Below are 21,073 nucleotides of genomic sequence, written 5' to 3'. Positions count from 1 at the left end.
GGCCCAATCGCGACACAAGGCCGCTCCCACACGCGTTGCACGCCAGGTTTTCAGCGCGGCTTGCGCAGCGCTGCATGCTGGGGGTTGAAGGTGAGGATCGCCAGCAGGGTGAACAATGCGGTCAAGCCCAGGCACACCGCCAGCGCCAGCAGGTTCAACCGCTCATACAGTGCAAACCGCACCAGCTCTACGGCATGGGTGAACGGGTTCACAGCACACAGCCAGTACAACCACTGGCTGGCCTCGCGCATTTTCCACAACGGGTACAGCGCCGACGACAGGAAGAACAGCGGGAAGATCACGAAGTTCATCACCCCGGCGAAGTTCTCCAGCTGGCGGATGGCGTTCGACAGCAATAGCCCCAGGGCACTGAGCATGAAGGCCACCAGCAGCAACGCTGGCAGCGCCATCAGCAAGCCCGCTGCCGGTGGTTGTACCCCGTATAACCAGGCGATGGCGAGGAATGCATAGACTTGCAGCAGGGAAATCAATGAAGTTGCCAGCAGTTTGCTGCCCAGCAGGAACGGGCGTGGCAGCGGGCTGGTCAGCAACACGCGCATGCTGCCCATCTCGCGGTCGTAGACCATCGACAGCGAGCCCTGCATGCCGTTGAACAGCAGAATCATGCAGGCCAGGCCGGGGATGATGTACACCTCGTAGGGGATGTAGGTGTCGTAGGGCTCGATGATGGCAATGCCCAGCGCTGCGCGAAACCCGGCAGCGAATACCAGCAACCACAGTAGCGGGCGCACCAGCGCGCTGAGCAGGCGTGTACGCTGCAGCACGAAGCGCAGCCATTCGCGCAGCATGATGCCGTTGAAACATTGCCAGTAAGCGTTCATCGGGCGTTGGCTCCTGAGGGGGCGTTGGTCAGGCGGGCAAAGGCGTGATCGAGGTCACCGCCGTGCTCAAGGCTCAGCGCATCGGCGGTGCCACTGGCCACCAGGCGCCCCTGATGCAGAATCAACAGGTCATCGCTGGGCTGCACTTCGTCCAGCAGGTGAGTGGCCCACAGCACACTGAGCTGCTGCTCGCGGCACAGCCGGCGCAGGTGCTGGTTAAGCGCCAGGCGGCTGGCCGGATCGAGGCCGACGCTGGCTTCGTCCAGCAGCAGCAGGCGCGGTTCATGCAGCAGCGCGCGGGCAATTTCCACCCGCCGCCGATGGCCGATGTTCAGCTCACGCACACGATCGCGCCGGCGTTCGCCAAGGCCTTGGCGGGCAAGTTCGGCCTCGACCCGCAGGTGGCTCTGACGCCGCGACAGGCCATGCAAGGCGGCGTGGTAGCGCAGGTTCTGCTCAACGCTCAGGTCCAGGTCCAGGGTGCTTTGCTGAAACACCACACCCAGCTGGCGCAAGGCCGGGCGTGCAGCGTTGCGCAGCGAGCAGCCGCACACGCGGATGTCGCCATGCTGCAGGTCGTACAAGCGTGTGAGCAGGGCGATCAAGGTCGACTTGCCGGCACCATTGGGGCCCAGCAATGCCGCGAAGCGCCCGGGTGCCAGGCTGAAACCGACCTGCCGGAGTGCCTCGCGCTGGCCATAGGCAAAGCTCACGTCACTGACGTCGAGGGCGTTCATGGTGTCACCACCACGCCCCAGGGGTAGCGCCCGACCTTCACCGACTTGAGCACTTTGAGCTGCTTCGCATCGATGACCGAAACGTCACCGCTGACACCGTTGGTGGCCAGCAACTGGCTCTGATCCGGGGTGAATGCCAGCTGCCAGACCCGCCGCCCGACCAGCAGGTAGTCGAGCACATCAAAGGTCTTGGCATCGATCACCGCCACGTGGTTGGCCGGGCCCAGGGCGACGAAGGCGTACTTGCCATCGGCGCTGAGCTTGATGCCCACTGGCTGGACTTTGTCCGGGTGCACGCCCTTGATCTGGAAGTTCAGGGTTTTCAGCACCTGGCGCGTGGCCACGTCGAGTATGGTCACCGTGCCGCCGATTTCTGCCGAGGCCCACAGGCGCGAACCGTCTTTGCTGAACTCGACGAAGCGCGGGCGCTGGTCGACCAGCGTGCTGTCGGCCAGGGTCTGGGTGCTGGTGTCGATCCAGTGCAGCATGTTGGTGGTTTCGCTGGTGTTGACCGCCCACTTGCCGTCGGGGCTGACCGCCATGCCTTCGGGTTCGATGCCGACTTCGATCTGCCCGAGCACCTTGTCGGTGACGGTGTCGATCACCGTCACCAGCGCATCGTCCTCGTTTGATACATACAGCCAGCGGTCGTTGGGGTGCAGGGCGAACTGCTCGGGGTCCTTGCCGGAAGGCAGCTCCTTGATGATCTTGCGGGTGGCCACGTCCATCACCTGCACCCGGTCCGAGTCGCTGGCGCAGATGTACAGCAGCTTGCTGTCGTGTGACAGCAGCAAGCCACGCGGGCGCTGGCCCACCGGCAGGGTTTCGGTGACTTCCAGCGTTTGCAGGTCGATCAGGCTGAGGCTGTTGTCCTTCTCGTTGGAGACCCAGGCGGTGGCAGCCATGGCGTGACTGCTGGCCAGCGCCAGGGCGCCCGACAGCAGGCTGGGGTAAAGCAGGGCCCGGTGGAAGAGGGGGCGGCGCATGGCGGATTCCTTATTGTTGTGGTTGTCGGGTCAGGGGTAGCTACACGTCACTTCGGGCTTGTCATAGCCCAGGCTGTCCATTTCGTTGAAGGGATGCAGGAAGCCCTCCTGCGGCGAGGTGCTGACCAGGGCGCGGGGCTGAACCAACGGGATCGGCTGGCGCAGTTCGCCGTTCCACGGGCGGTAACTGAGCTTGCGCCCCTTGAAGCCGTCCAGCGGCAACTGCTCGCTGAGCAGCAGTTGCTGAACCGCGCGAGGTTCGGCCAGGCGCAGCTTGCTGGCCGCACTGGCGACACTGCGTACAGCCATCCAGGCGGCGAAGTCACGGTCATTCATCCAGCGCCCGGCCTGGGCCTCGAAGCGTTTTTGCAACTGCGCCGCCCCGAAGGTTTCCACGGTCTTGTGCCAGCCCGTGGGGGTCAGGCCCTGGGTACCGGCCACCGGGCGTGGATACCACGTCTGGTAGGGCAGGTACTCGCCGAAGTCACCGCGCTCGTCTGCCACCAGTACCACGTCGTATTCGGCAGTCTGGGTGAACAGCGGCATGTCGGCCTGGGCGCTGCGGCGCTGGTCGTTGTCGAAGGTCCAGGTTTTTTCCGCGACCAGTTGCACGCCAAAACGCTTCACCGACCGCCGCAGGGCAGCGGCGTACGCCTGATCGTCCGGGGTCTGGCCGACCACCAGCAATGCCCGTTGCCATTTGCGCAGTACCAGGAACTGCGCCAAGGCATCGGCCAGCATGGCCCGGCTCGGCAGGCTGTGCAGGACATTGCCCAGGCACTGGCTGCTGCGCAGGCTGTCGTCGGGGCTGCCGGCGTTGAACAGCAGGCTGTCGGGCAGGGCGGTAGACAGCGCGCGCAGGCTGGCGGCCGGGGCATTTACCACGAACAGGCGCAGGCCTTGTTCATGTTGGGCCCTGGCGGCTCGCAGCAGGGCCTCGGGGCTGTCGACATTGGCGCTGGTCAGCTGAAATTGCTGCTTCAGGAAGCGCCCGGTGCTGTTGCTGTCGACAATGGCCAGTTCGGCACCTTGGAGCCCGGCATCGCCGGGTTCGGGGATGACGTTGGACAGCAGCGGGCCAGCGGCGGGGCGATAGCCCAGGTAGCCGATGCGTATGTGCAGCGGGGCTGCGGCCTGGCCCTGAGCAGCGGGCGCCAGGGGCGTAGCCAGCGTTGCGGCCAAGGCCAGCAGGCAGGTCAAGGCAAGGTGGGCAGGCTGGCGCATAACACACTCCACGGCAGATGGCGCCAGCATAGGAAGCCCGCCGGGAGGGGGGAATATGCAGAAAGTAGCGCTCGGCCGGTACCAAGGTAGTAATTCAGTGCGCAGGCTGCAGTTTTACGATGGTCCACAACAGCCTGAGGAGAACCGCTTGTGCGCCTTGTCAACTTGTCGGCCCTGTGGCGAGTCAACCTCTGGGTCACGTTGTGCTTCGCCTTGGTGACGCTGGCTTGTGCCGGGGTGCTGTTGCACCAGGCGGTGGCCGACGTCGAGCGTGAGTTGCAGTCAGCCGAAGCCGTGGTGGCATACCTGGGCGACACCGCCGAACGCGACCCGGCAAACCTGCAGCCCGGCTTGACCAAGAGCCTGCGTCATGTGCGGGTGCACTGGCTGGCAGCGGGTGAAGTGCCAAGGCTGCCGCAAGAGGCCGGTATGGATGCCTGGCTTGGCCGCCAGTTGTTCGGCGAGCGCTACCACAGCAGCCGGCTGCTGGACTTGAGTGATGGCCGCCGCGTGTTGATTGCCGTGGATGCGCGGGATGAAATCGATGAAGTCTGGGACTCCCTGCAACAACTGCTTGGCGTTTGTGGCCTGGCGTTGTTGCTTAGCCTGTTGACCATCCGCTGGGCGGTACGGCGGGCCATGGGCCTGCTGGATGAGCTGCTGGGCGCCTTGCACCAGGTCTCAGGCGGGCAATTGACGGCACGCCTGCGCGAAGCCGGCCTGCCGGAAGCGCGCCAGCTGGCCAAACATTTCAACCGCATGGCCGCAGCCCTGGAGCAGGCCCAGGCCGACAATACCCAGCTGACCCAGGCCCTGCTGGCAGTGCAGGAGCAGGAGCGTACCCAGCTTGCGCAGACCCTGCACGATGATCTGGGGCAATACCTGGCAGGCATGCGTGCCCAGCTATGCCTGCTGCGTATGGTGGCCGAACAGCCTGAAGTGGTGACGCAGACGGCGCAGGCCCTTGAATTCAATTGCGAGCGCCTGCAGCAAGGTTTTCGCGCGCTGGTGCACAACCTGTATCCGGTGGCGCTGCACTACATGCCGCTGGCCGAGGCCTTCGGGCTGTTGGTGAGCCAGTGGCAGGCCAGCCAGGGCATCGAATGCCGGCTGCGGGTTGGCGAGCACTTGCCGGCGCTGACTGGGCCGAGCAGAACGCATTTGTACCGCTTGCTGCAGGAGGCGTTGACCAACGTCGCCCGGCATGCCGGTGCCAGCCAGGTGCGGGTACGCCTGCAGCGCAGTCGCAAGGGCTTGCGCCTGTTCATTCGCGACAACGGCTGCGGCGCCCACCAGCCCCAGCGCCCAGGGGTAGGCCTGCACTCGATGGCCGAGCGCGCCCGCAGCCTTGGGGGGGAGTTACGCATTTTCAGCCGCCCGGGGGGTGGCTGGGCGCTGGCCCTTAACATTCCCCAGGAGGTGTGATGAATATCGTGTTGGTCGATGACCACGCCGTGGTCCGCCAGGGCTACGCCAGCTTGCTGCGGGCGGTGCTGCCATTGGTGCAGGTGCGTGAGGCCGCCAGTGGTGAAGAGGCGCTGGCCAGGGTACAGGAGCAGGTGCCCAACCTGGTGATCATGGATTTTGGCCTGCCCGGTATCAGTGGCCTGGAAACCACCCGCCGTCTGCGCCAGCGCCTGCCGCAGTTGCGGGTGCTGTTTTTCAGCATGCACGACGAGCTGCCGCTGGTGCGCCAGGCGTTGGATGCGGGGGCTTCGGGCTACCTGACCAAAAACTCGGCGCCCGAGGTGCTGATCGAGGCGGTGCAGCGGGTGTTGGCCGGGCATGCCTACATCGAGCAGCCCCTGGCCACCCAGCTGGCTTGCCTGTCACAGCAAAGCACCAGTGACCCGCGGTTGCAGCGCATGACCCAGCGCGAACTGGAGATATTCACGATGCTGGCCAAGGGTACCCCGGCGCGGGTGATTGCCGAGCAGTTGTGTATCAGTGCCAAGACCGTGTCCAACCACCTGACCTTGCTCAAGAGCAAGTTGCAGGTGAGCTCGCATGCCGAACTGGTGCATCTGGGGATTGATCTGGGGGTGGTGCGGGTGGCGGGGTGAGGTATTTCCTTGCACCTGTTGGGGCAGCGTCGCAGCCCACCGCGCACCACGGAATGTGTCCAGCCCCCGACATGTGTCTACCACCGATCTGTGTGTGTAGGAGCGGGTTTACCCGCGAATACGGTAGCGGCGGCAACAGTGAACGGCGGGTGGGGATTGGCCAGCAGGGCCGGCCCATTCGCGGGTAAACCCGCTCCTACACGACGGGCTGTGTCCAACCCTCGATGCGTGTCCACCACCGATCTGTGTGTGTAGGAGCGGGTTTACCCGCGAATACGGTAGCGGCGGCAACAGTGAACGGCAGGTGGAAATTGGCCAGCAGGGCCGGCCCTTTCGCGGGTAAACCCGCTCCTACGACGGCCTGCGCCCAACCACCGAGGTGTGTCCACCACCAATCTGTGTGTGTAGGAGCGGGTTTACCCGCGAATACGGTAGCGGCGGCAACAGTGAACGGCAGGTGGAAATTGGCCAGCAGGGCCGGCCCTTTCGCGGGTGAACCCGCTCCTACACGACGGGCTGTGTCCAACCCTCGATGCGTGTCCACCACCGATCTGTGTGTAGGAGCGGGTTTACCCGCGAATACGGTAGCGGCGGCAACGGTGAACGGCGGGTGGAGATTGGCCAGCAGGCCCGGCCCTTTCGCGGGTGAACCCGCTCCTACACGACGGGCTGTGTCCAACCCTCGAGGTGTGTCCACCACCGATCTGTGTGTGTAGGAGCGGGTTTACCCGCGAATACGGAGGCGGCGGCAACGGTGAACGGCTGGTGGGGATTGGCCAGCAGGGCCGGCCCTTTCGCGGGTAAACCCGCTCCTACAGGCCCCTCATTTGTCCCAGGTCTCAGGGCACCCCTTGCACCCCTCCATGTTGGCCTCCTGAAAATTCCCGTAATGCTGCCGCGCCCCGCGCAAATCGGCGCGTGCCAGGTTGCTTTGGCCAAACTTGGCTTCCTGCAGGTTGGCATCGCCCAGGTTGGCCTCTTGCAGGTCAGCCTTGCTCAACCAGGCCATCTCCAGGTCCGCCGCCTGCAAGTTGGCCTGCTGCAGCTTTGCCCCGGACAGCCTGGCGAATTGCAGGTAGGCTGCGCGCAGGTCCGCCTTTTCAAACTGTGCGCCCTGGGCGAACAAGCCCCAGCCCTGAATGGCCACCAGCTTGCTGTTGCTCAGGTCGGCCAGGCGCAGATTGCTCTGTTGCAGGCTGGCGCGGGTCAGGTTGGCACCTTGCAGGCGGGCTTTTTCCAGATTTGCCAGGTCCAGCTGGGCGTGACGCAGGTCGGCATCGCGCAGGTCGGCACCGGCCAGGTTCATCTTGCGCAGGTCCTGGTTGGCCAGGTTGGCGCCGCGCAGGTTGACGCCCGGGCACTGGCTGGCTTCGGCAATCACGCAGCCGTTGATGGTCAAGGGGGTATCGTTGCCGGCGTCGTCGGCGTTCACTGCCAGGGCAGGGGATAGCGCCAGCAGCAAGGTCAAGGGCAGGTAATTCATGGCAAAAGCCTCCGGTCAGGAGAAGGGCAGAAACGGGGAGGGGCGCAGGCCGCTCCCCGCTGCAGGTCAACGCTGTGCAGTCTTGTTGTCCCAGCTCGGGATCTTGAACACCCAGAACGAGCCACCCTGAGCCACCGGTTTGGTCAGCTCGGCCATGTCGCCACCCCACAGCGGTACCGCACCGCCGTAGCCCACGGTTACGCCGATGTACTGCTCGCCGTCCTGTTCCCAGGTGATGGGCGGCGAGACGATGCCGCTGCCGGTCTGGAACTTCCACAGCTCTTTGCCCGTCTTGGCGTCGAAGGCCTTGAAGAAGCCGTCGCCCGTGCCGGTGAACACCAGGTTGCCCTTGGTCGCCAACACCCCGGCCCACAGCGGCAGGTGTTCCTTGTGTTCCCACACCAGCTTGCCGGTGGTCGGGTCCATGGCGCGCAACGTGCCGACATGGTCGTCGTACATGCGCTTGATACGGAAGCCCATGCCCAGATAAGCCGAGCCCTTCTTGTAGTTCACTTCCTCGGTCCAGTATTCCTCTTTCCACTGGTTGCCGGGGATGTAGAACAGCCCGGTGTCCTGGCTGTAGGCCATGGGGTTCCAGTTCTTGCCGCCCAGGAACGGTGGCGAGACTTCCACCGGCTTGCCCTTGGTTTCACCCGGCAGCGGCTTGGCCGGGCGTTGGCCGGGGTTTTCCACCGGGCGCCCGGTCTTCAGGTCGATATGGCTGGCCCAGGTGATGTTGTCGACGAAGGGGAAGGCGTTCTGCAGCTTGCCGTTGTTGCGGTCTACCACATAGAAGAAACCGTTGCGGTCGGCGTGGGCGGTGGCCTTGACCACGTTGCCGTTCTTGTCCTTGTAGTCGAACAGCACCAGCTCGTTGTTGCCGGAGAAGTCCCAGGCATCGTTGGGGGTGTGCTGGTAGAACCACTTGACCTCGCCGGTGCTCGGGTCGACGCCGACCTGGCCGGAGGTGTACAGGCTGTCGAAGTCATGCGGGTTGCCGTCCTTCGACGTGCGCGCCCAGGTATTCCAAGGGCCGGGGTTGCCAGCGCCGACAATGATGGTGTTGGTTTCGGGGTCGAAGCTCGCGCTTTGCCAAGGGGCTCCGCCGCCGTGGCTCCAGGCTTCGACCTTGCCGGTTTCGGTGGTAGGGTCGTCTGGCCAGGACGGCGCCTTGACGTCACCGGTCGGGGTGCTGTCCTTGCCGTTCAGGCGGCCCATGTGGCCCTCGACGAAGGGCCGCATCCACACTTCTTCGCCGGTGTCCGGGTCGCGTGCGAACAGCTGGCCGACCACGCCGAATTCATCGCCGGAGCTGCCGTGGATCAGCAGCACCTTGCCGCTGGTCTTGTCCTTGATCAGCACTGGCGCACCGGTCATGGTGTAGCCGGCGCTGTGGTCGCCGAACTTCTTGTTCCACACCACTTTGCCGGTGCGCTTGTCGAGGGCGATGACACGCGCATCGAGGGTGCCAAAGTAGATCTTGTCGCCGTAGATCGCCGCCCCGCGGTTGACCACGTCACAGCAGGGACGAATGTTGTCGGGCAGGCGGTGGTTGTAGGTCCACAGGCGTTTGCCGGTCTTGGCATCGAGGGCGAATACCCGTGAGTACGAGCCGGTGACGTAGACCACGCCATCGCTGACGATGGCCTGGGATTCCTGGCCGCGCTGCTTCTCGTCGCCGAAGGAGTAGGACCAGGCCGGGGTCAGCTTGAACACGTTCTTGTCATTGACCTGGGCCAGCGGGCTCCAGCGCTGGGCATTGGTGCCCATGCCGTACTGCAGCACGTCCCGGGTGGTCAGGTGGTCATTGGCGATGTCTTCCCAGGTGACGTTCTTGCCGGCAGGTGCAGCGGGTGTGCTGGCCGCTGTTGCCACATTGCCCAGGGCCAGGCTACCGGCTATCAGCAGGACGCGCACGCTCAGGGCCAGCGGGGAAAGGGAGGGTAGCGATCTTATTGTCATGGTTGCAGTTCCCAGTGGAGGTTTTGGCCTGCACAGGGTGGGGCGCAGCAGCTGTCGCGGGATACGGAAAAAGTCCCGCCCTTGCCGGGAATAGTTCCCGCACGGCACCTCAATTGGCCCTTCGCCACAAGCCCTACTACCAAGGGATTAAGGCCCGGCCACCAAAGCAGCATTCGGCCGCCCGCGGGCTGTTTCTAAGATGGCGGCACGGCCTCTGTGGTTGAGGCTTTGTGTGCAATGGTGAGGGCATAACAATGACAACAAAATGCAATGTGTTGCTTGCTGCTGGGTTGCTGGCCGCAGCCGTGCTGACCGGTACAGCCTGGGCCCATGGCAACGTGGTGCCCCAAGCAGTGGAGACCAAGGGCCTGACTCCGATCAAGGACACTGGCGTGAGCCTGGACGGCGACGGCTGGGCCGCGGTCAACCCGTACCGCAGCTCGCCCGAGCACGACAAGGCCGTGGAAATCGGCGCCTCGGCCTACAACCAGAACTGCGCTGCCTGTCATGGCCTGGAGGCCAAGTCGGGTGGTATCGCGCCTGACTTGCGCATGCTCGACGCGGGTGATGCCGGCGATGAATGGTTCGTCGAGCGGGTACGCCACGGCGCGGTTCGCGACGGCCGCGTGTACATGCCGAAGATGGCCGATTACCTCAGCCAGGAAGCCCTGTGGGCGGTGCGCACCTACCTGGACAGCGTGCACGTCGAGGAGTGACGGCCATGCGTCTGTGGGCGGTGCTGTTGAGTGGCCTGCTGCTGTGTTGCGCGGCGGCCCAGGCGCAGGTGCGCAACTATGACGCGATCATCGCCGCCGGCGAGCTCAAGGTGGCGGTGTACAAGGATTTCGCCCCCTACAGTTTTCAGGACCACGGCCAGCCGCGTGGTGTCGATGTGGAGCTGGCGCAGGCCCTGGCCACGGCCTTGGGGGTACGCCTGCAACTGATCTGGGCGCCACCCGGAGAAAAGCTCGACGATGACCTGCGCGACTACATCTGGCGTGGCAGCCCGCTGCGTCATCAGCAATTGGCCGACCTGATGATGCGGGTGCCTTACGATCGCGCCTACGCGCAGCGGCGCAACGAGCTGGGGGAGCTGGAAAACGCCCAGGTGGTGATGTTCGGCCCCTATCAGCAGGAGCGTTGGCAGGTGGCCTACGATCGCCGTCGCCTGGCCTCAGTGGCCAGTGTCGCGGTATTCCAGCAGCATCCTATCGGGGTCGAGGTGGACAGCGTGCCGTCGTTTTACCTGACGTCGGTGTTCAACGGCATGCTCAGCGCCAGGACCCATCATTACCCCAGCGTGCAGCAGGCTTTTGCTGCGATGCAGGCCGGCCAGGTAGACGCAGTGATGGCGATGCGCGGCGAGGTTGACTGGCAGCTGCACCAGGCCGCCGACCCACAACTGGCCTTGGCAGAGAACGCCTACCCGAACCTCGGCAAACAGGCCTGGGAAATCGGCATGGCCGTGCATGAAAGCAACCGGCAGTTGGCCTACGCGGTGGAGGAGGCCATGGAAGCGATGATTCGCGATGGCCGGCTCAAGGCGATGTATGCCGCATACGGCCTGCGTTACGAGGTCCCGGAGATGTATCAATAGGAGTGGCCATGAACTGGCGAGCAACTTTCCTGCTGGCCTGCTGGATGCCCTGGGCCGCCCAGGCTGCGACACAAGGCACCCACACAGACCCGGTGCCTTCCGTGATGTGGGACTTCTACCACAAGCAGTTGCTGGGGCAGGCGGCGTTCGTGTTCGATGACCGTGTGAAGCTTCTGGCGCCGCCCTTTGCCGAGGATGCACGGCAGGTACCGCTGGAGATCGACGCCCGGGCGTTCACGGGCGATGTGGTGCGGATTATCGCCTGGGCAGAACTGAACCCTCTGCCGCGCATCGTCGACTTTCAGCCCGGCGAGCGCGTGTTGCCCTGGTTGTCGATCCGCATCCGCATCGAACAGGCCACACCGTTGCGCGCCGCCGTACTGACACGCGATGGCCTGTGGCACGTTGGTTCGACCCTGATCGATGCTGCCGGCGGCGGTTGTACTGCACCCAGCGTGGTGCGCACCCAGCCCGGCTGGGAGGAGCACCTCGGGGAGGTGCTGGGCGGGCGCTACCCGCGTGGCGACAGCAGCCGCCTGCGCCTGCAGGTGGCCCACCCCATGGATAACGGCCTGGTCAGCGGCATTCCTGAGTTCTTTCTCAACCATGCCGAGTTGCAAGGTGCAGATGGCCAGCGCCTGGCCAGCCTGGAGCTGTACCCGGCGGTCAGCGAAAACCCCAACCTGGGCTTTGACATTCAGGGCCCCGGGCCAACACGGCTGCTGTTGCGGGACAACAGCGGCAACCAGTTCGAGGCGGCGCTGCCCTGAGCGCGTTGTCTGATTTCACCCTGACCCGAGGCACCATCATGCGTTGGATCCTGTTGTTGCTGCTGTGCCTGGGGCTGCCGGCCCAGGCTGATCTGGCGTACCGGCTCACACCCCGGCAGATCGCCGAGGGCACCTGGTTGCTGGAAGGCAGCACCGACAATTTCGCCAAGGCCAATGGCGGCAATGTGGTCAACACTGCGTTCATCGTCACCGACAGCGGTGTGGTGGTGATCGACAGCGGGCTGTCGAAAGGCTATGGCGAGGCATTGCGCAAGGCAATTGCCACCCTCACCGACAAGCCGGTAGTGGAAGTGCTGTTGACCCATCATCATCCGGACCATGTGCTGGGCAACCAGGCCTTTGCCGATGTGCCGATCGGTGCCCTGGCCGGCACCCGCGACCTGCTGCGCCAGCAAGGCGATGCCATGGCCGAGAACATGTATCGCCTGGTCGGCGACTGGATGCGCGGTACCGAGGTGGTGCTGCCGACCCGGGTGCTGCAGCCGGGGGTGCATGAGGTGGGCGGGCACCGCCTGAGGTTGCTGGGGCTGGGCGGGCATACGGGGGCCGACCTGGCGATTTTCGATGAAAAGACCGGCGTGCTGTTTGCCGGCGACCTGGTGTTCTACGACCGCGCCCTGACCACGCCCAACAGCCCGGGGCTGGACGTGTGGCTCAAGGACCTGGATACCCTGCAGGCACTGCCCTGGAAACAGCTTGTACCCGGGCATGGCCCGTTGGCCAGTGATGCGCAGCCGTTCGTGCAGATGCGTGACTACCTGGGCTGGCTCGATGGCCTGATGCGTGATGGCGCGGCGCGCGGTGACGACATGGCCGAGATGATCCGCAGCCCCATTCCCGAACGGTTTGCCGGGATCAGCCTGACGCGTTATGAGCTGATCCGCAGTGTCAGCCACCTGTACCCGCGTTACGAGCGCCAGCAGTTGCAGCGCTTGCCATGACATTTTTTGTGCCTGTCAGCCCCCGTGCCGCCCACCCATCGCTCAGGCCCCTACCAAGGAACTAGAAAACTCCGCACTGCGAGCAATTGTTGGCAATCGGGTCGGGACCAAGAATTCCCGACACACCGGGAAATTTTCCCGGGCACAACAAAAAAACCAAAGGTAGCCGTCATGACCCGATCCCCACGTCGCCCCTTGTTCGCCGTGAGCCTGGTGCTCAGCGCCATGCTGCTTGCCGGCGCGGCTCACGCCGCTGTCAGCAATGAAGAAATCCTCCAGGATCCGAAGAACCCGCAGCAGATCGTGACCAATGGCCTGGGCGTGCAGGGCCAGCGCTACAGCCCGCTGGACCTGCTCAACGTCAATAATGTCAAGGAGCTGCGCCCGGTCTGGGCGTTCTCCTTCGGTGGGGAGAAGCAGCGCGGCCAGCAGGCCCAGCCGCTGATCAAGGACGGGGTGATGTACCTGACCGGCTCCTACTCGCGGGTGTTCGCCGTGGATGCCCGCACCGGCAAGAAACTGTGGCAATACGATGCACGTCTGCCGGATGACATCCGCCCCTGCTGCGACGTGATCAACCGCGGCGTCGCGCTGTACGGCAACCTGGTGTTCTTCGGCACGCTGGACGCCAAGCTGGTGGCCCTGAACAAGGACACCGGCAAGGTGGTCTGGAGCAAGAAGGTCGCCGACCACAAAGAAGGCTACTCCATCAGCGCCGCGCCGATGATCGTCAATGGCAAGCTGATCACAGGCGTTGCCGGCGGCGAGTTCGGCGTGGTGGGCAAGATCCAGGCCTACAACCCGGAAAACGGCGAGCTGCTGTGGATGCGCCCCACCGTGGAAGGGCACATGGGCTATGTGTACAAGGATGGCAAGGCGATCGAGAACGGTATTTCCGGCGGTGAGGCGGGCAAGACCTGGCCTGGCGACCTGTGGAAGACCGGCGGCGCCGCGCCGTGGCTGGGCGGTTACTACGACCCTGAAACCAACCTGATCCTGTTTGGTACCGGTAACCCGGCGCCGTGGAACTCGCACCTGCGCCCCGGTGACAACCTGTACTCCTCCTCACGCCTGGCACTGAACCCGGACGACGGCACCATCAAGTGGCACTTCCAGAGCACGCCGCATGACGGCTGGGACTTCGACGGCGTCAACGAGCTGATCTCGTTCAACTACAAGGACGGCGGCAAGGAGGTCAAGGCTGCCGCTACGGCCGACCGCAACGGTTTCTTCTACGTGCTCGACCGCACCAACGGCAAGTTCATCCGCGGCTTCCCCTTCGTGGACAAGATCACCTGGGCCACTGGCCTGGACAAGGACGGCCGGCCGATCTACAACGACGCCAGCCGCCCGGGCGCACCCGGCAGCGAGGCCAAGGGCAGCTCGGTGTTCGTCGCGCCGGCCTTCCTCGGCGCCAAGAACTGGATGCCGATGGCCTACAACAAGGACACAGGGCTGTTCTACGTGCCGTCCAACGAGTGGGGCATGGACATCTGGAACGAAGGCATCGCCTACAAGAAAGGTGCGGCGTTCCTCGGCGCCGGTTTCACCATCAAGCCGCTCAATGAAGACTACATCGGCGTGCTGCGCGCCATCGACCCGATCAGCGGCAAGGAAGTGTGGCGCCACAAGAACTACGCGCCGCTGTGGGGCGGTGTGCTGACCACCAAGGGCAACCTGGTGTTCACGGGCACGCCAGAGGGCTTCCTGCAGGCATTCAACGCCAAGACCGGCGACAAGGTCTGGGAATTCCAGACTGGCTCAGGCGTGCTTGGCTCGCCCGTCACCTGGGAAATGGACGGCGAGCAATACGTTTCGGTGGTCTCCGGCTGGGGCGGCGCGGTGCCGCTGTGGGGCGGCGAAGTGGCCAAACGGGTCAAGGACTTCAACCAGGGCGGCATGCTCTGGACCTTCAAGTTGCCCAAGCAGTTGCAGCAAACGGCAAGCGCCAAGCCATAACGCCTGCCTACTGCCGCTTGCTGCCGCTGATCTGCTGGCAAGCGGCCCTACTACCAAATGACGAGAGCCCCGCTGCCAACGATGCATTCGCCCGGCACGCGGGGCTTCTTACCATCGGTGCATCGCCTGTCGTGGGACAGGCACCGACCCGCAGAGGCTCAGCATGATCTACGCACAACCCGGAACTCCAGGCGCCGTCGTATCCTTCAAACCCCGTTATGGCAACTTCATCGGTGGCGAGTTCGTGCAGCCGTTGGCTGGCCAGTACTTCACCAACAGCTCGCCGGTCAATGGCCAGCCGATTGCCGAATTCCCGCGCTCCACGGCCCAGGACGTTGAGCGCGCCCTGGACGCCGCGCATGCCGCCGCCGAAGCCTGGGGCAAGACCTCGGTGCAAGACCGTGCGCGGGTACTGCTGAAAATTGCCGACCGCATCGAACAGAACCTGGAAGTGCTGGCGGTTACCGAAAGCTGGGACAACGGCAAGGCCATACGCGAAACCTTGAATGCCGACGTGCCGCTGGCAGCGGACCACTTCCGCTATTTTGCCGGTTGCATCCGCGCCCAGGAGGGTGGCGTAGGCGAGATCAACGAAGGCACCGTGGCTTATCACATCCACGAGCCGCTGGGTGTGGTGGGGCAGATCATCCCATGGAACTTCCCGCTGCTGATGGCCGCCTGGAAGCTCGCCCCGGCCTTGGCCGCTGGCAACTGCGTGGTGCTCAAGCCCGCAGAGCAGACGCCGCTGTCGATTACCGTCTTTGCCGAACTGATCGCCGACCTGTTGCCGGCAGGCGTACTGAACATCGTCCAGGGCTTTGGCCGTGAGGCCGGCGAGGCGCTGGCCACCAGCAAGCGCATTGCCAAGATCGCTTTCACCGGGTCCACCCCGGTGGGCTCGCACATCATGAAGTGCGCGGCCGAGAACATCATCCCGTCCACCGTCGAACTGGGTGGCAAGTCGCCGAACATTTTCTTCGAAGACATCATGCAGGCCGAGCCGGCGTTTATCGAGAAGGCTGCCGAAGGCCTGGTGCTGGCGTTCTTCAACCAGGGCGAGGTGTGCACCTGCCCGTCACGGGCGCTGATCCAGGAGTCGATCTACGAACCGTTCATGGCCGAGGTGATGAAGAAGATCGCCAAGATCACCCGCGGCAACCCGCTGGATACCGAAACCATGGTGGGGGCCCAGGCGTCCGAGCAACAGTACGACAAGATCCTTTCGTACCTGGAGATTGCCCGGGAGGAGGGCGCGCAGCTGCTCACCGGCGGTGGTGCCGAGCGGCTGCAGGGTGACCTGGCCAGCGGTTACTACATTCAGCCAACCCTGCTCAAGGGCAACAACAAGATGCGCGTGTTCCAGGAAGAAATCTTCGGGCCGGTGGTGGGCGTGACCACCTTCAAGGACGAAGCCGAAGCGCTGGCGATCGCCAACGACAGTGAATTCGGCCTGGGCGCCGGCCTGTGGACCCGCGACATCAACCGTGCCTACCGCATGGGCCGCGGGATCAAGGCCGGGCGAGTGTGGACCAACTGCTACCACCTGTACCCGGCGCATGCGGCGTTCGGGGGGTACAAGAAGTCCGGTGTTGGCCGTGAGACCCACAAGATGATGCTTGACCATTATCAGCAGACCAAGAACCTGCTGGTGAGCTACGACATCAATCCGCTGGGCTTCTTCTAGGCCGCGTCGCGGCCTTTGCGGGCTCGCCCGCTCCCACAGGTTCACCGTTGGTTCCAGAACCGGTGAAGAACCTGTGGGGGCGGGCGAGCCCGCAAAAGGGCCGGCACATGCATGGCCTACCCGTACCAACGCACCCCGCAAGCTCGTTCCAAAGTAGCATTCGGTCCAGTCCGCCCCCGTGCATTAATGCTTCTACCGGAATCCTCCGGCACAAGAAGAGGACTTGCCCTATGTGGACTAAACCCGCCTATACCGACCTGCGCATTGGCTTCGAAGTGACGATGTATTTCGCCAACCGTTGATGACGGCCCGGCCATCGCCACGGTGGCCGGACCCTCCTGGAGCATGTGCCTGTGAACCTGATTGATCGCCAGCAGGCCCTTGCCTTGGGGCGAGGCTTGCGCTTGGGCTGGGAGCCACAGAAGGCTTGCCACGTGCTGTTGTACGCCGGGGGCATCATCGAGCTCAATGCCAGTGCCGGCTGGGTCCTGGAGCTGCTGGACGGCCACAGTACCGTGGCAACGGTCATCGACCGCCTGGCACAACGCTTCCCCGATGTACCGGGGCTCGAAGAGGACGTACTGGCGTTTCTGGAGGTGGCCCGCGCCAAATCCTGGATAGAATGACCGGTAGCCCCGCTTTGGTCTGGTTGCTTTCGTGGTGGGATGCTTTACGCTGGCGGTTATCTTCCAGAACAATAAGAACAGGCTTACCGATGAGCCAGAGTTTCAGCCCCCTTCGCAAGTTCGTATCGCCTGAAATCATCTTTGGTGCCGGCTGCCGGCACAATGTGGCCAATTACGCCAAAACCTTCGGTGCGCGCAAGGTACTGGTGGTCAGCGACCCTGGCGTGATCGCCGCCGGCTGGGTGGCGGATGTGGAGGCCAGCCTGCAGGCCCAGGGTATCGACTACTGCCTGTACACAGCGGTGTCACCCAACCCGCGGGTCGAGGAGGTGATGCTCGGCGCCGAGATCTATCGGCAGAACCACTGTGACGTGATCGTCGCCGTCGGTGGCGGCAGCCCGATGGATTGCGGCAAGGCCATCGGTATCGTGGTGGCCCATGGGCGCAGCATCCTCGAATTCGAAGGCGTGGACATGATCCGCGTGCCCAGCCCGCCGCTGATCCTGATCCCGACCACCGCCGGCACCTCGGCGGACGTGTCGCAGTTCGTGATCATTTCCAACCAGCAGGAGCGCATGAAGTTCTCCATCGTCAGCAAGGCGGTGGTGCCGGACGTGTCGCTGATCGACCCGCAGACCACCCTGAGCATGGACCCGTTCCTGTCGGCCTGCACCGGCATCGATGCGTTGGTGCATGCCATCGAGGCCTTCGTGTCTACCGGCCACGGGCCGCTGACCGACCCCCATGCGCTGGAAGCCATGCGCCTGATCAATGGCAACCTGGTGGAGATGATCGCCAACCCTACTGATATTGCGCTGCGCGAGAAGATCATGCTCGGCAGCATGCAGGCGGGCCTGGCGTTCTCCAATGCGATCCTGGGCGCAGTGCACGCCATGTCGCACAGCCTGGGCGGCTTCCTCGACTTGCCCCATGGCTTGTGCAATGCGGTGCTGGTGGAGCACGTGGTGGCGTTCAACTACAGCTCGGCGCCGGAGCGTTTCAAGGTGATCGCCGAGGTGTTCGGTATCGACTGCCGCGGTCTCAATCACCGGCAGATCTGCGGGCGGCTGGTGGAGCACCTGATTGCCCTGAAGCGTGCCATCGGCTTCCATGAAACCCTGGGCCTGCACGGGGTGCGCACGTCCGATATCCCGTTCCTGTCGCAACACGCGATGGACGACCCGTGCATCCTCACCAACCCCCGTGCGTCCAGCCAGCGTGATGTCGAGGTGGTCTATGGCGAGGCCCTCTGACGAGCAGCAGCGGGCGTTGGCCGGGCTGCTGGGGCTGGGTGACCACTCGGCGCGCAAAAGCCATTACCCGGAGCTGTCCGCCCGCCTGGACGAACTGGAAGCCGAACGCAACCGTTACAAATGGCTGTTCGAAAACGCCGTGCACGGTATTTTCCAGGCCAGCCTTCAGGACGGCATGCGTGCCGCCAACCCGGCGCTGGCCCGCATGCTTGGCTACGACGACCCGCAAGCGGTGCTTTTTTCCCTGACTGACCTGGCCGCCAACCTGTTTGATGGCGGTGCCGAGGAGTTGCAGGCCATTACCGCGGTGCTCGCCCGTGAGCACAGCCTGCACGGCTACGAAACCCGTCTGCGGCGCAAGGACGGCAGCCATCTCGATGTACTGATGAACCTGCTGCTCAAACCCGGCCATGAAGGGCTGGTGGAGGGATTCGTTGCCGACATTACCGAACGCAAGCTGGCCCAGCAGCGCCTGCAACAACTCAATGACGAACTGGAGCAACGGGTCGCAGCGCGTACCGATGAGTTGCTGGAGGCGCGCGATGCCGCCGAAGCCGCCAACCGCAGCAAGGACAAATACCTCGCCGCCGCCAGCCATGACCTGCTGCAACCGTTGAACGCTGCCCGCTTGCTGATTTCGACCTTGCGCGAGCGGCCATTGCCAGAAGCCGAGCATGTGCTGGTGGAGCGTACCCACCAGGCCCTGGAGGGCGCGGAAGACCTGCTGACCGACCTGCTGGACATTTCCCGGCTCGACCAGGCAGCGGTGAAGCCGGACGTGGCCGTGTACCGCCTCGACGAGTTGTTCGCACCACTGGTCTCGGAGTTCCGCTCGGTGGCCGATGCGGAAGGCCTCAAGCTGCATGCGCGCATCCCGGACTGTGCCATCAGCACTGACCTGCGGCTGATGACACGTATCCTGCGCAACTTCCTCAGCAACGCCTGCCGCTACACCGACGAAGGCCGGATCTTGCTGGGGGCAAGGCGCCGGGGTGGCCATTTGCGGCTGGAAGTGTGGGATACCGGGCGGGGTATTGCCGAAGACCGGTTACAGGCGATCTTCCTTGAGTTCAACCAACTGGACGTCGGCCGCGCAGCGGATCGCAAGGGCGTGGGGCTGGGGTTGGCCATCGTCGAGCGGATTGCCAAGATTCTCGGCTACCGGATTGAAGTACGTTCGTGGCCGGGGCGTGGTTCGGTGTTCAGCATCGAGGTCCCGCTGGGTAAAGAGGTGCCGCTGGCCGCTCACCAGGCTGTGCCGCTGCCAAGCGTCGGCAACCCGCTACCGGGCCGCCGCCTGTTGGTACTGGACAACGAAGTGAGCATCCTCGAGAGCATGGGCGCGCTGCTTGGGCAGTGGGGCTGCGAAGTGGTGACCGCGACCGACCAGGCAGGTGCCTTGCTGGCCTTGCAGGGGCAGGCCCCGGAACTGATCCTGGCCGACTACCACCTGGACCATGGCGTGGTGGGTTGCGAGGTGGTCAGGTATTTGCGTGAGCATTTTGCGGTTGCCATACCGGCGGTGATCATCACCGCCGACCGCAGCGATCAATGCCGGCGGGGCTTGCAGAAATTGGGGGCGCCGCTACTGAACAAACCTGTGAAACCCGGGAAACTGCGGGCGGTGTTGAGCCAGTTGCTCTTGGTGCATTGATTGGGTAGCGGTTCACCGCTGAGCAGACAATGCCAGCTAGTCGATGAGCATCGACTGTGCGATGGTCCTGTTTTCACCACCCTCTTTAGCTGCCGAATGGCCTCGGGGGTGGCAGCCAACAAACTGCGAACATTGAAATAGAGCACTTAAATGGCCTGTCGCGAAGTTTGGATCCACGGGCCTTTAAAACTTACCATTCGGTCAGAATGCAAGCAGTTAGTAAACTAACTAATACGGCTTTAAATACCGCTGGTCGGTGCTTTTGCTCAAGAAATGAACGATTTGCCAGCGAGTCGTTCCTATTTGCCAGCAAGTGTGTTCTTCCAGCACCGCACTTCGCACCTCTCCCCAGAACGTATGGACGTTCAACTTGATCTGCATGGCAGGGATGCTCACGGGGCTTCTTACCTCTGACAATGGAGTAACGCCATGCCCAACCGAGGCTCAACGGTTGAGCCACTGTGTGCAATTGAGTAACCATTCGCTGTTTCAATTAACGATATGAATTTGGTCTTCCCGGTGCGATCAAGTCGTACGCATGCTTGTTGCAAGGCCATCTAGCGCTAATGCATTACGTGGAGAATTCGACGTGGAGTTTAATACAATTATTAGCCTGTTCGGGCAGAAAGAATCCATGGAGCTGGTGCGGTTGTCGGTCATTTATGTTCATTTACTGGCCTGTTGTATCGCCATCGGCCTGGTATTTACCAGTGATGCCGAGATGGTCAGGGACTTGTTGAAGGGGCATCAACAGGCCAGCCATGACGGTAAGCACATGGCGCGATTGCAGGCGTCCGTTGCCAATGCCTTGATATTCCTGTGGCTTACCGGTGCCGCGGTCATTGGTATCGATTACCTTGAAAAAGGCATGAGTTATTTTGCCAATCCCAAACTTCACGCCAAGGTCATTATTGTCTTGCTCCTGACCTTCAATGGCATGTTGTTGCATCGTTATGTATTACCTGCCTTGCTCAAGGCCGGTTCTTTGCTTGACCTGAATATAGGCGTGCGGATGTTTGCGTTGTTTTCTGGTGCACTGTCAGGTGTTTCCTGGTTATATGCAGCGATGCTGGGCGTCGGTCGGCCACTGGCCTGGAAGTATTCGCTGACCGAGTTGCTGTTGGCCTATCCGGTGATGATCCTGCTTGGCTTTGCCCTGATGGCCGCACTGACCCAGTGGGCGCGAAAACGCAATATGGCCAAAGCGACGCCAGCACCTGTGTGGCCGCGGGTGGGCATTCCTTGCTGATGGCCTGAGGCACTGCAACGGC

19 protein-coding genes are annotated in these 21,073 nt (G+C 63.4%); 13 read left to right on the top strand and 6 right to left on the bottom strand.

The annotated features are described in order from the left end of the window. Positions 1-50 precede the first annotated feature (50 nt). From PRJ_RS16380 to PRJ_RS16365, 4 genes are read right to left on the bottom strand one after another with little or no spacing between them, the layout of a single operon-like run. Positions 51-842, bottom strand: coding sequence for an ABC transporter permease (locus PRJ_RS16380; protein ID WP_010953586.1), 792 nt, complete (start codon positions 840-842; stop codon positions 51-53). Further along, complete coding sequence (locus PRJ_RS16375) at positions 839-1,579, bottom strand: ABC transporter ATP-binding protein (RefSeq protein ID WP_003254104.1); 741 nt, start codon at positions 1,577-1,579, stop codon at positions 839-841. Before PRJ_RS16375 ends, PRJ_RS16380 begins: the two co-directional genes overlap by 4 nt. Continuing rightward, positions 1,576-2,565 (bottom strand): YVTN family beta-propeller repeat protein, encoded by a 990-nt coding sequence (locus PRJ_RS16370; RefSeq protein ID WP_104961969.1) that lies wholly within the window; start codon positions 2,563-2,565, stop codon positions 1,576-1,578. Before PRJ_RS16370 ends, PRJ_RS16375 begins: the two co-directional genes overlap by 4 nt. A 30-nt stretch (positions 2,566-2,595) precedes the next feature. Continuing rightward, positions 2,596-3,789 carry an ABC transporter substrate-binding protein gene (locus PRJ_RS16365; RefSeq protein ID WP_104961968.1) on the bottom strand — a complete coding sequence of 398 codons (1,194 nt, stop codon included), beginning with the start codon at positions 3,787-3,789 and terminating at the stop codon, positions 2,596-2,598. A 150-nt stretch (positions 3,790-3,939) separates the two neighbouring features. On the opposite strand from PRJ_RS16365, the gene PRJ_RS16360 reads away from it, so the two are divergent. Then, positions 3,940-5,214, top strand: coding sequence for a histidine kinase (locus PRJ_RS16360; RefSeq protein WP_104961967.1), 1,275 nt, complete (start codon positions 3,940-3,942; stop codon positions 5,212-5,214). Further along, positions 5,214-5,852, top strand: coding sequence for a response regulator transcription factor (locus PRJ_RS16355; RefSeq protein WP_003254098.1), 639 nt, complete (start codon positions 5,214-5,216; stop codon positions 5,850-5,852). The genes PRJ_RS16360 and PRJ_RS16355 overlap by 1 nt, the downstream gene beginning before the upstream one ends. An 823-nt stretch (positions 5,853-6,675) precedes the next feature. Here the strand turns inward: PRJ_RS16355 and PRJ_RS16345 are convergent. Next, a complete protein-coding gene (locus tag PRJ_RS16345; protein WP_104961966.1) occupies positions 6,676-7,335 on the bottom strand; it encodes a pentapeptide repeat-containing protein in 660 nt (219 codons plus the stop codon). Positions 7,336-7,401: 66 nt separating this feature from the next. Continuing rightward, positions 7,402-9,297: a quinoprotein ethanol dehydrogenase gene (gene exaA / locus PRJ_RS16340; protein ID WP_104961965.1), complete on the bottom strand. Its 1,896-nt coding sequence runs from the start codon at positions 9,295-9,297 to the stop codon at positions 7,402-7,404. A gap of 254 nt (positions 9,298-9,551) precedes the next feature. Here exaA and pedF point away from each other — a divergent pair, with 254 nt between their 5' ends. The 11 genes from pedF to PRJ_RS16285 all read left to right on the top strand — a co-directional run bounded on the left by pedF (position 9,552) and on the right by PRJ_RS16285 (position 21,051). Further along, positions 9,552-10,013 carry a cytochrome c-550 PedF gene (pedF, locus tag PRJ_RS16335; protein WP_010953594.1) on the top strand — a complete coding sequence of 154 codons (462 nt, stop codon included), beginning with the start codon at positions 9,552-9,554 and terminating at the stop codon, positions 10,011-10,013. A 5-nt stretch (positions 10,014-10,018) separates the two neighbouring features. Continuing rightward, entirely contained in the window at positions 10,019-10,894 is an 876-nt protein-coding gene (locus tag PRJ_RS16330; RefSeq protein WP_012052781.1) for an ABC transporter substrate-binding protein, read from the top strand. Positions 10,895-10,902: 8 nt separating this feature from the next. Then, positions 10,903-11,664 carry a quinoprotein dehydrogenase-associated SoxYZ-like carrier gene (locus PRJ_RS16325; RefSeq protein ID WP_019436701.1) on the top strand — a complete coding sequence of 254 codons (762 nt, stop codon included), beginning with the start codon at positions 10,903-10,905 and terminating at the stop codon, positions 11,662-11,664. Positions 11,665-11,702: 38 nt separating this feature from the next. Continuing rightward, positions 11,703-12,626 (top strand): quinoprotein relay system zinc metallohydrolase 1, encoded by a 924-nt coding sequence (locus PRJ_RS16320; RefSeq protein WP_104961964.1) that lies wholly within the window; start codon positions 11,703-11,705, stop codon positions 12,624-12,626. 171 nt (positions 12,627-12,797) lie between these two features. Next, the gene (pedH, locus tag PRJ_RS16315; RefSeq protein WP_003254089.1) at positions 12,798-14,585 is read left to right on the top strand and encodes a PQQ-dependent alcohol dehydrogenase PedH; all 1,788 of its coding nucleotides are present in this window, start codon (positions 12,798-12,800) and stop codon (positions 14,583-14,585) included. Between the two features lie 163 nt (positions 14,586-14,748). Then, complete coding sequence (locus PRJ_RS16310) at positions 14,749-16,269, top strand: aldehyde dehydrogenase family protein (protein ID WP_003254088.1); 1,521 nt, start codon at positions 14,749-14,751, stop codon at positions 16,267-16,269. Between the two features lie 230 nt (positions 16,270-16,499). Continuing rightward, complete coding sequence (gene pqqA, locus PRJ_RS16305; protein ID WP_003243383.1) at positions 16,500-16,571, top strand: pyrroloquinoline quinone precursor peptide PqqA; 72 nt, start codon at positions 16,500-16,502, stop codon at positions 16,569-16,571. A 51-nt stretch (positions 16,572-16,622) separates the two neighbouring features. Further along, positions 16,623-16,895 (top strand): pyrroloquinoline quinone biosynthesis peptide chaperone PqqD, encoded by a 273-nt coding sequence (pqqD, locus tag PRJ_RS16300; RefSeq protein ID WP_064490943.1) that lies wholly within the window; start codon positions 16,623-16,625, stop codon positions 16,893-16,895. An 89-nt stretch (positions 16,896-16,984) separates the two neighbouring features. Next, positions 16,985-18,148 (top strand): alcohol dehydrogenase-like regulatory protein ErcA, encoded by a 1,164-nt coding sequence (gene ercA, locus PRJ_RS16295; RefSeq protein WP_004576476.1) that lies wholly within the window; start codon positions 16,985-16,987, stop codon positions 18,146-18,148. Then, complete coding sequence (locus tag PRJ_RS16290; protein WP_104961963.1) at positions 18,132-19,802, top strand: NahK/ErcS family hybrid sensor histidine kinase/response regulator; 1,671 nt, start codon at positions 18,132-18,134, stop codon at positions 19,800-19,802. The genes ercA and PRJ_RS16290 overlap by 17 nt, the downstream gene beginning before the upstream one ends. Before the next feature lie 634 nt (positions 19,803-20,436). Next, complete coding sequence (locus PRJ_RS16285; RefSeq protein ID WP_064490945.1) at positions 20,437-21,051, top strand: hypothetical protein; 615 nt, start codon at positions 20,437-20,439, stop codon at positions 21,049-21,051. Positions 21,052-21,073 lie beyond the last annotated feature (22 nt).

Source organism: Pseudomonas sp. XWY-1 (genome assembly GCF_002953115.1).
Classification (GTDB): Bacteria; Pseudomonadota; Gammaproteobacteria; order Pseudomonadales; family Pseudomonadaceae; genus Aquipseudomonas; species Aquipseudomonas alloputida.
Note: the sequence above shows the minus strand (reverse complement) of the source record. Positions and strands in the feature narration are given on the sequence as shown.

Coding starts and splice junctions, on each gene's coding strand:
- PRJ_RS16380 (WP_010953586.1), bottom strand. CDS start 842: ATGAACGCTTACTGGCAATGTTTCAACGGCATCATGCTGCGCGAATGG.
- PRJ_RS16375 (WP_003254104.1), bottom strand. CDS start 1,579: ATGAACGCCCTCGACGTCAGTGACGTGAGCTTTGCCTATGGCCAGCGC.
- PRJ_RS16370 (WP_104961969.1), bottom strand. CDS start 2,565: ATGCGCCGCCCCCTCTTCCACCGGGCCCTGCTTTACCCCAGCCTGCTG.
- PRJ_RS16365 (WP_104961968.1), bottom strand. CDS start 3,789: ATGCGCCAGCCTGCCCACCTTGCCTTGACCTGCCTGCTGGCCTTGGCC.
- PRJ_RS16355 (WP_003254098.1), top strand. CDS start 5,214: ATGAATATCGTGTTGGTCGATGACCACGCCGTGGTCCGCCAGGGCTAC.
- PRJ_RS16345 (WP_104961966.1), bottom strand. CDS start 7,335: ATGAATTACCTGCCCTTGACCTTGCTGCTGGCGCTATCCCCTGCCCTG.
- exaA (WP_104961965.1), bottom strand. CDS start 9,297: ATGACAATAAGATCGCTACCCTCCCTTTCCCCGCTGGCCCTGAGCGTG.
- pedF (WP_010953594.1), top strand. CDS start 9,552: ATGACAACAAAATGCAATGTGTTGCTTGCTGCTGGGTTGCTGGCCGCA.
- PRJ_RS16330 (WP_012052781.1), top strand. CDS start 10,019: ATGCGTCTGTGGGCGGTGCTGTTGAGTGGCCTGCTGCTGTGTTGCGCG.
- PRJ_RS16325 (WP_019436701.1), top strand. CDS start 10,903: ATGAACTGGCGAGCAACTTTCCTGCTGGCCTGCTGGATGCCCTGGGCC.
- PRJ_RS16320 (WP_104961964.1), top strand. CDS start 11,703: ATGCGTTGGATCCTGTTGTTGCTGCTGTGCCTGGGGCTGCCGGCCCAG.
- pedH (WP_003254089.1), top strand. CDS start 12,798: ATGACCCGATCCCCACGTCGCCCCTTGTTCGCCGTGAGCCTGGTGCTC.
- PRJ_RS16310 (WP_003254088.1), top strand. CDS start 14,749: ATGATCTACGCACAACCCGGAACTCCAGGCGCCGTCGTATCCTTCAAA.
- ercA (WP_004576476.1), top strand. CDS start 16,985: ATGAGCCAGAGTTTCAGCCCCCTTCGCAAGTTCGTATCGCCTGAAATC.
- PRJ_RS16290 (WP_104961963.1), top strand. CDS start 18,132: ATGGCGAGGCCCTCTGACGAGCAGCAGCGGGCGTTGGCCGGGCTGCTG.
- PRJ_RS16285 (WP_064490945.1), top strand. CDS start 20,437: ATGGAGCTGGTGCGGTTGTCGGTCATTTATGTTCATTTACTGGCCTGT.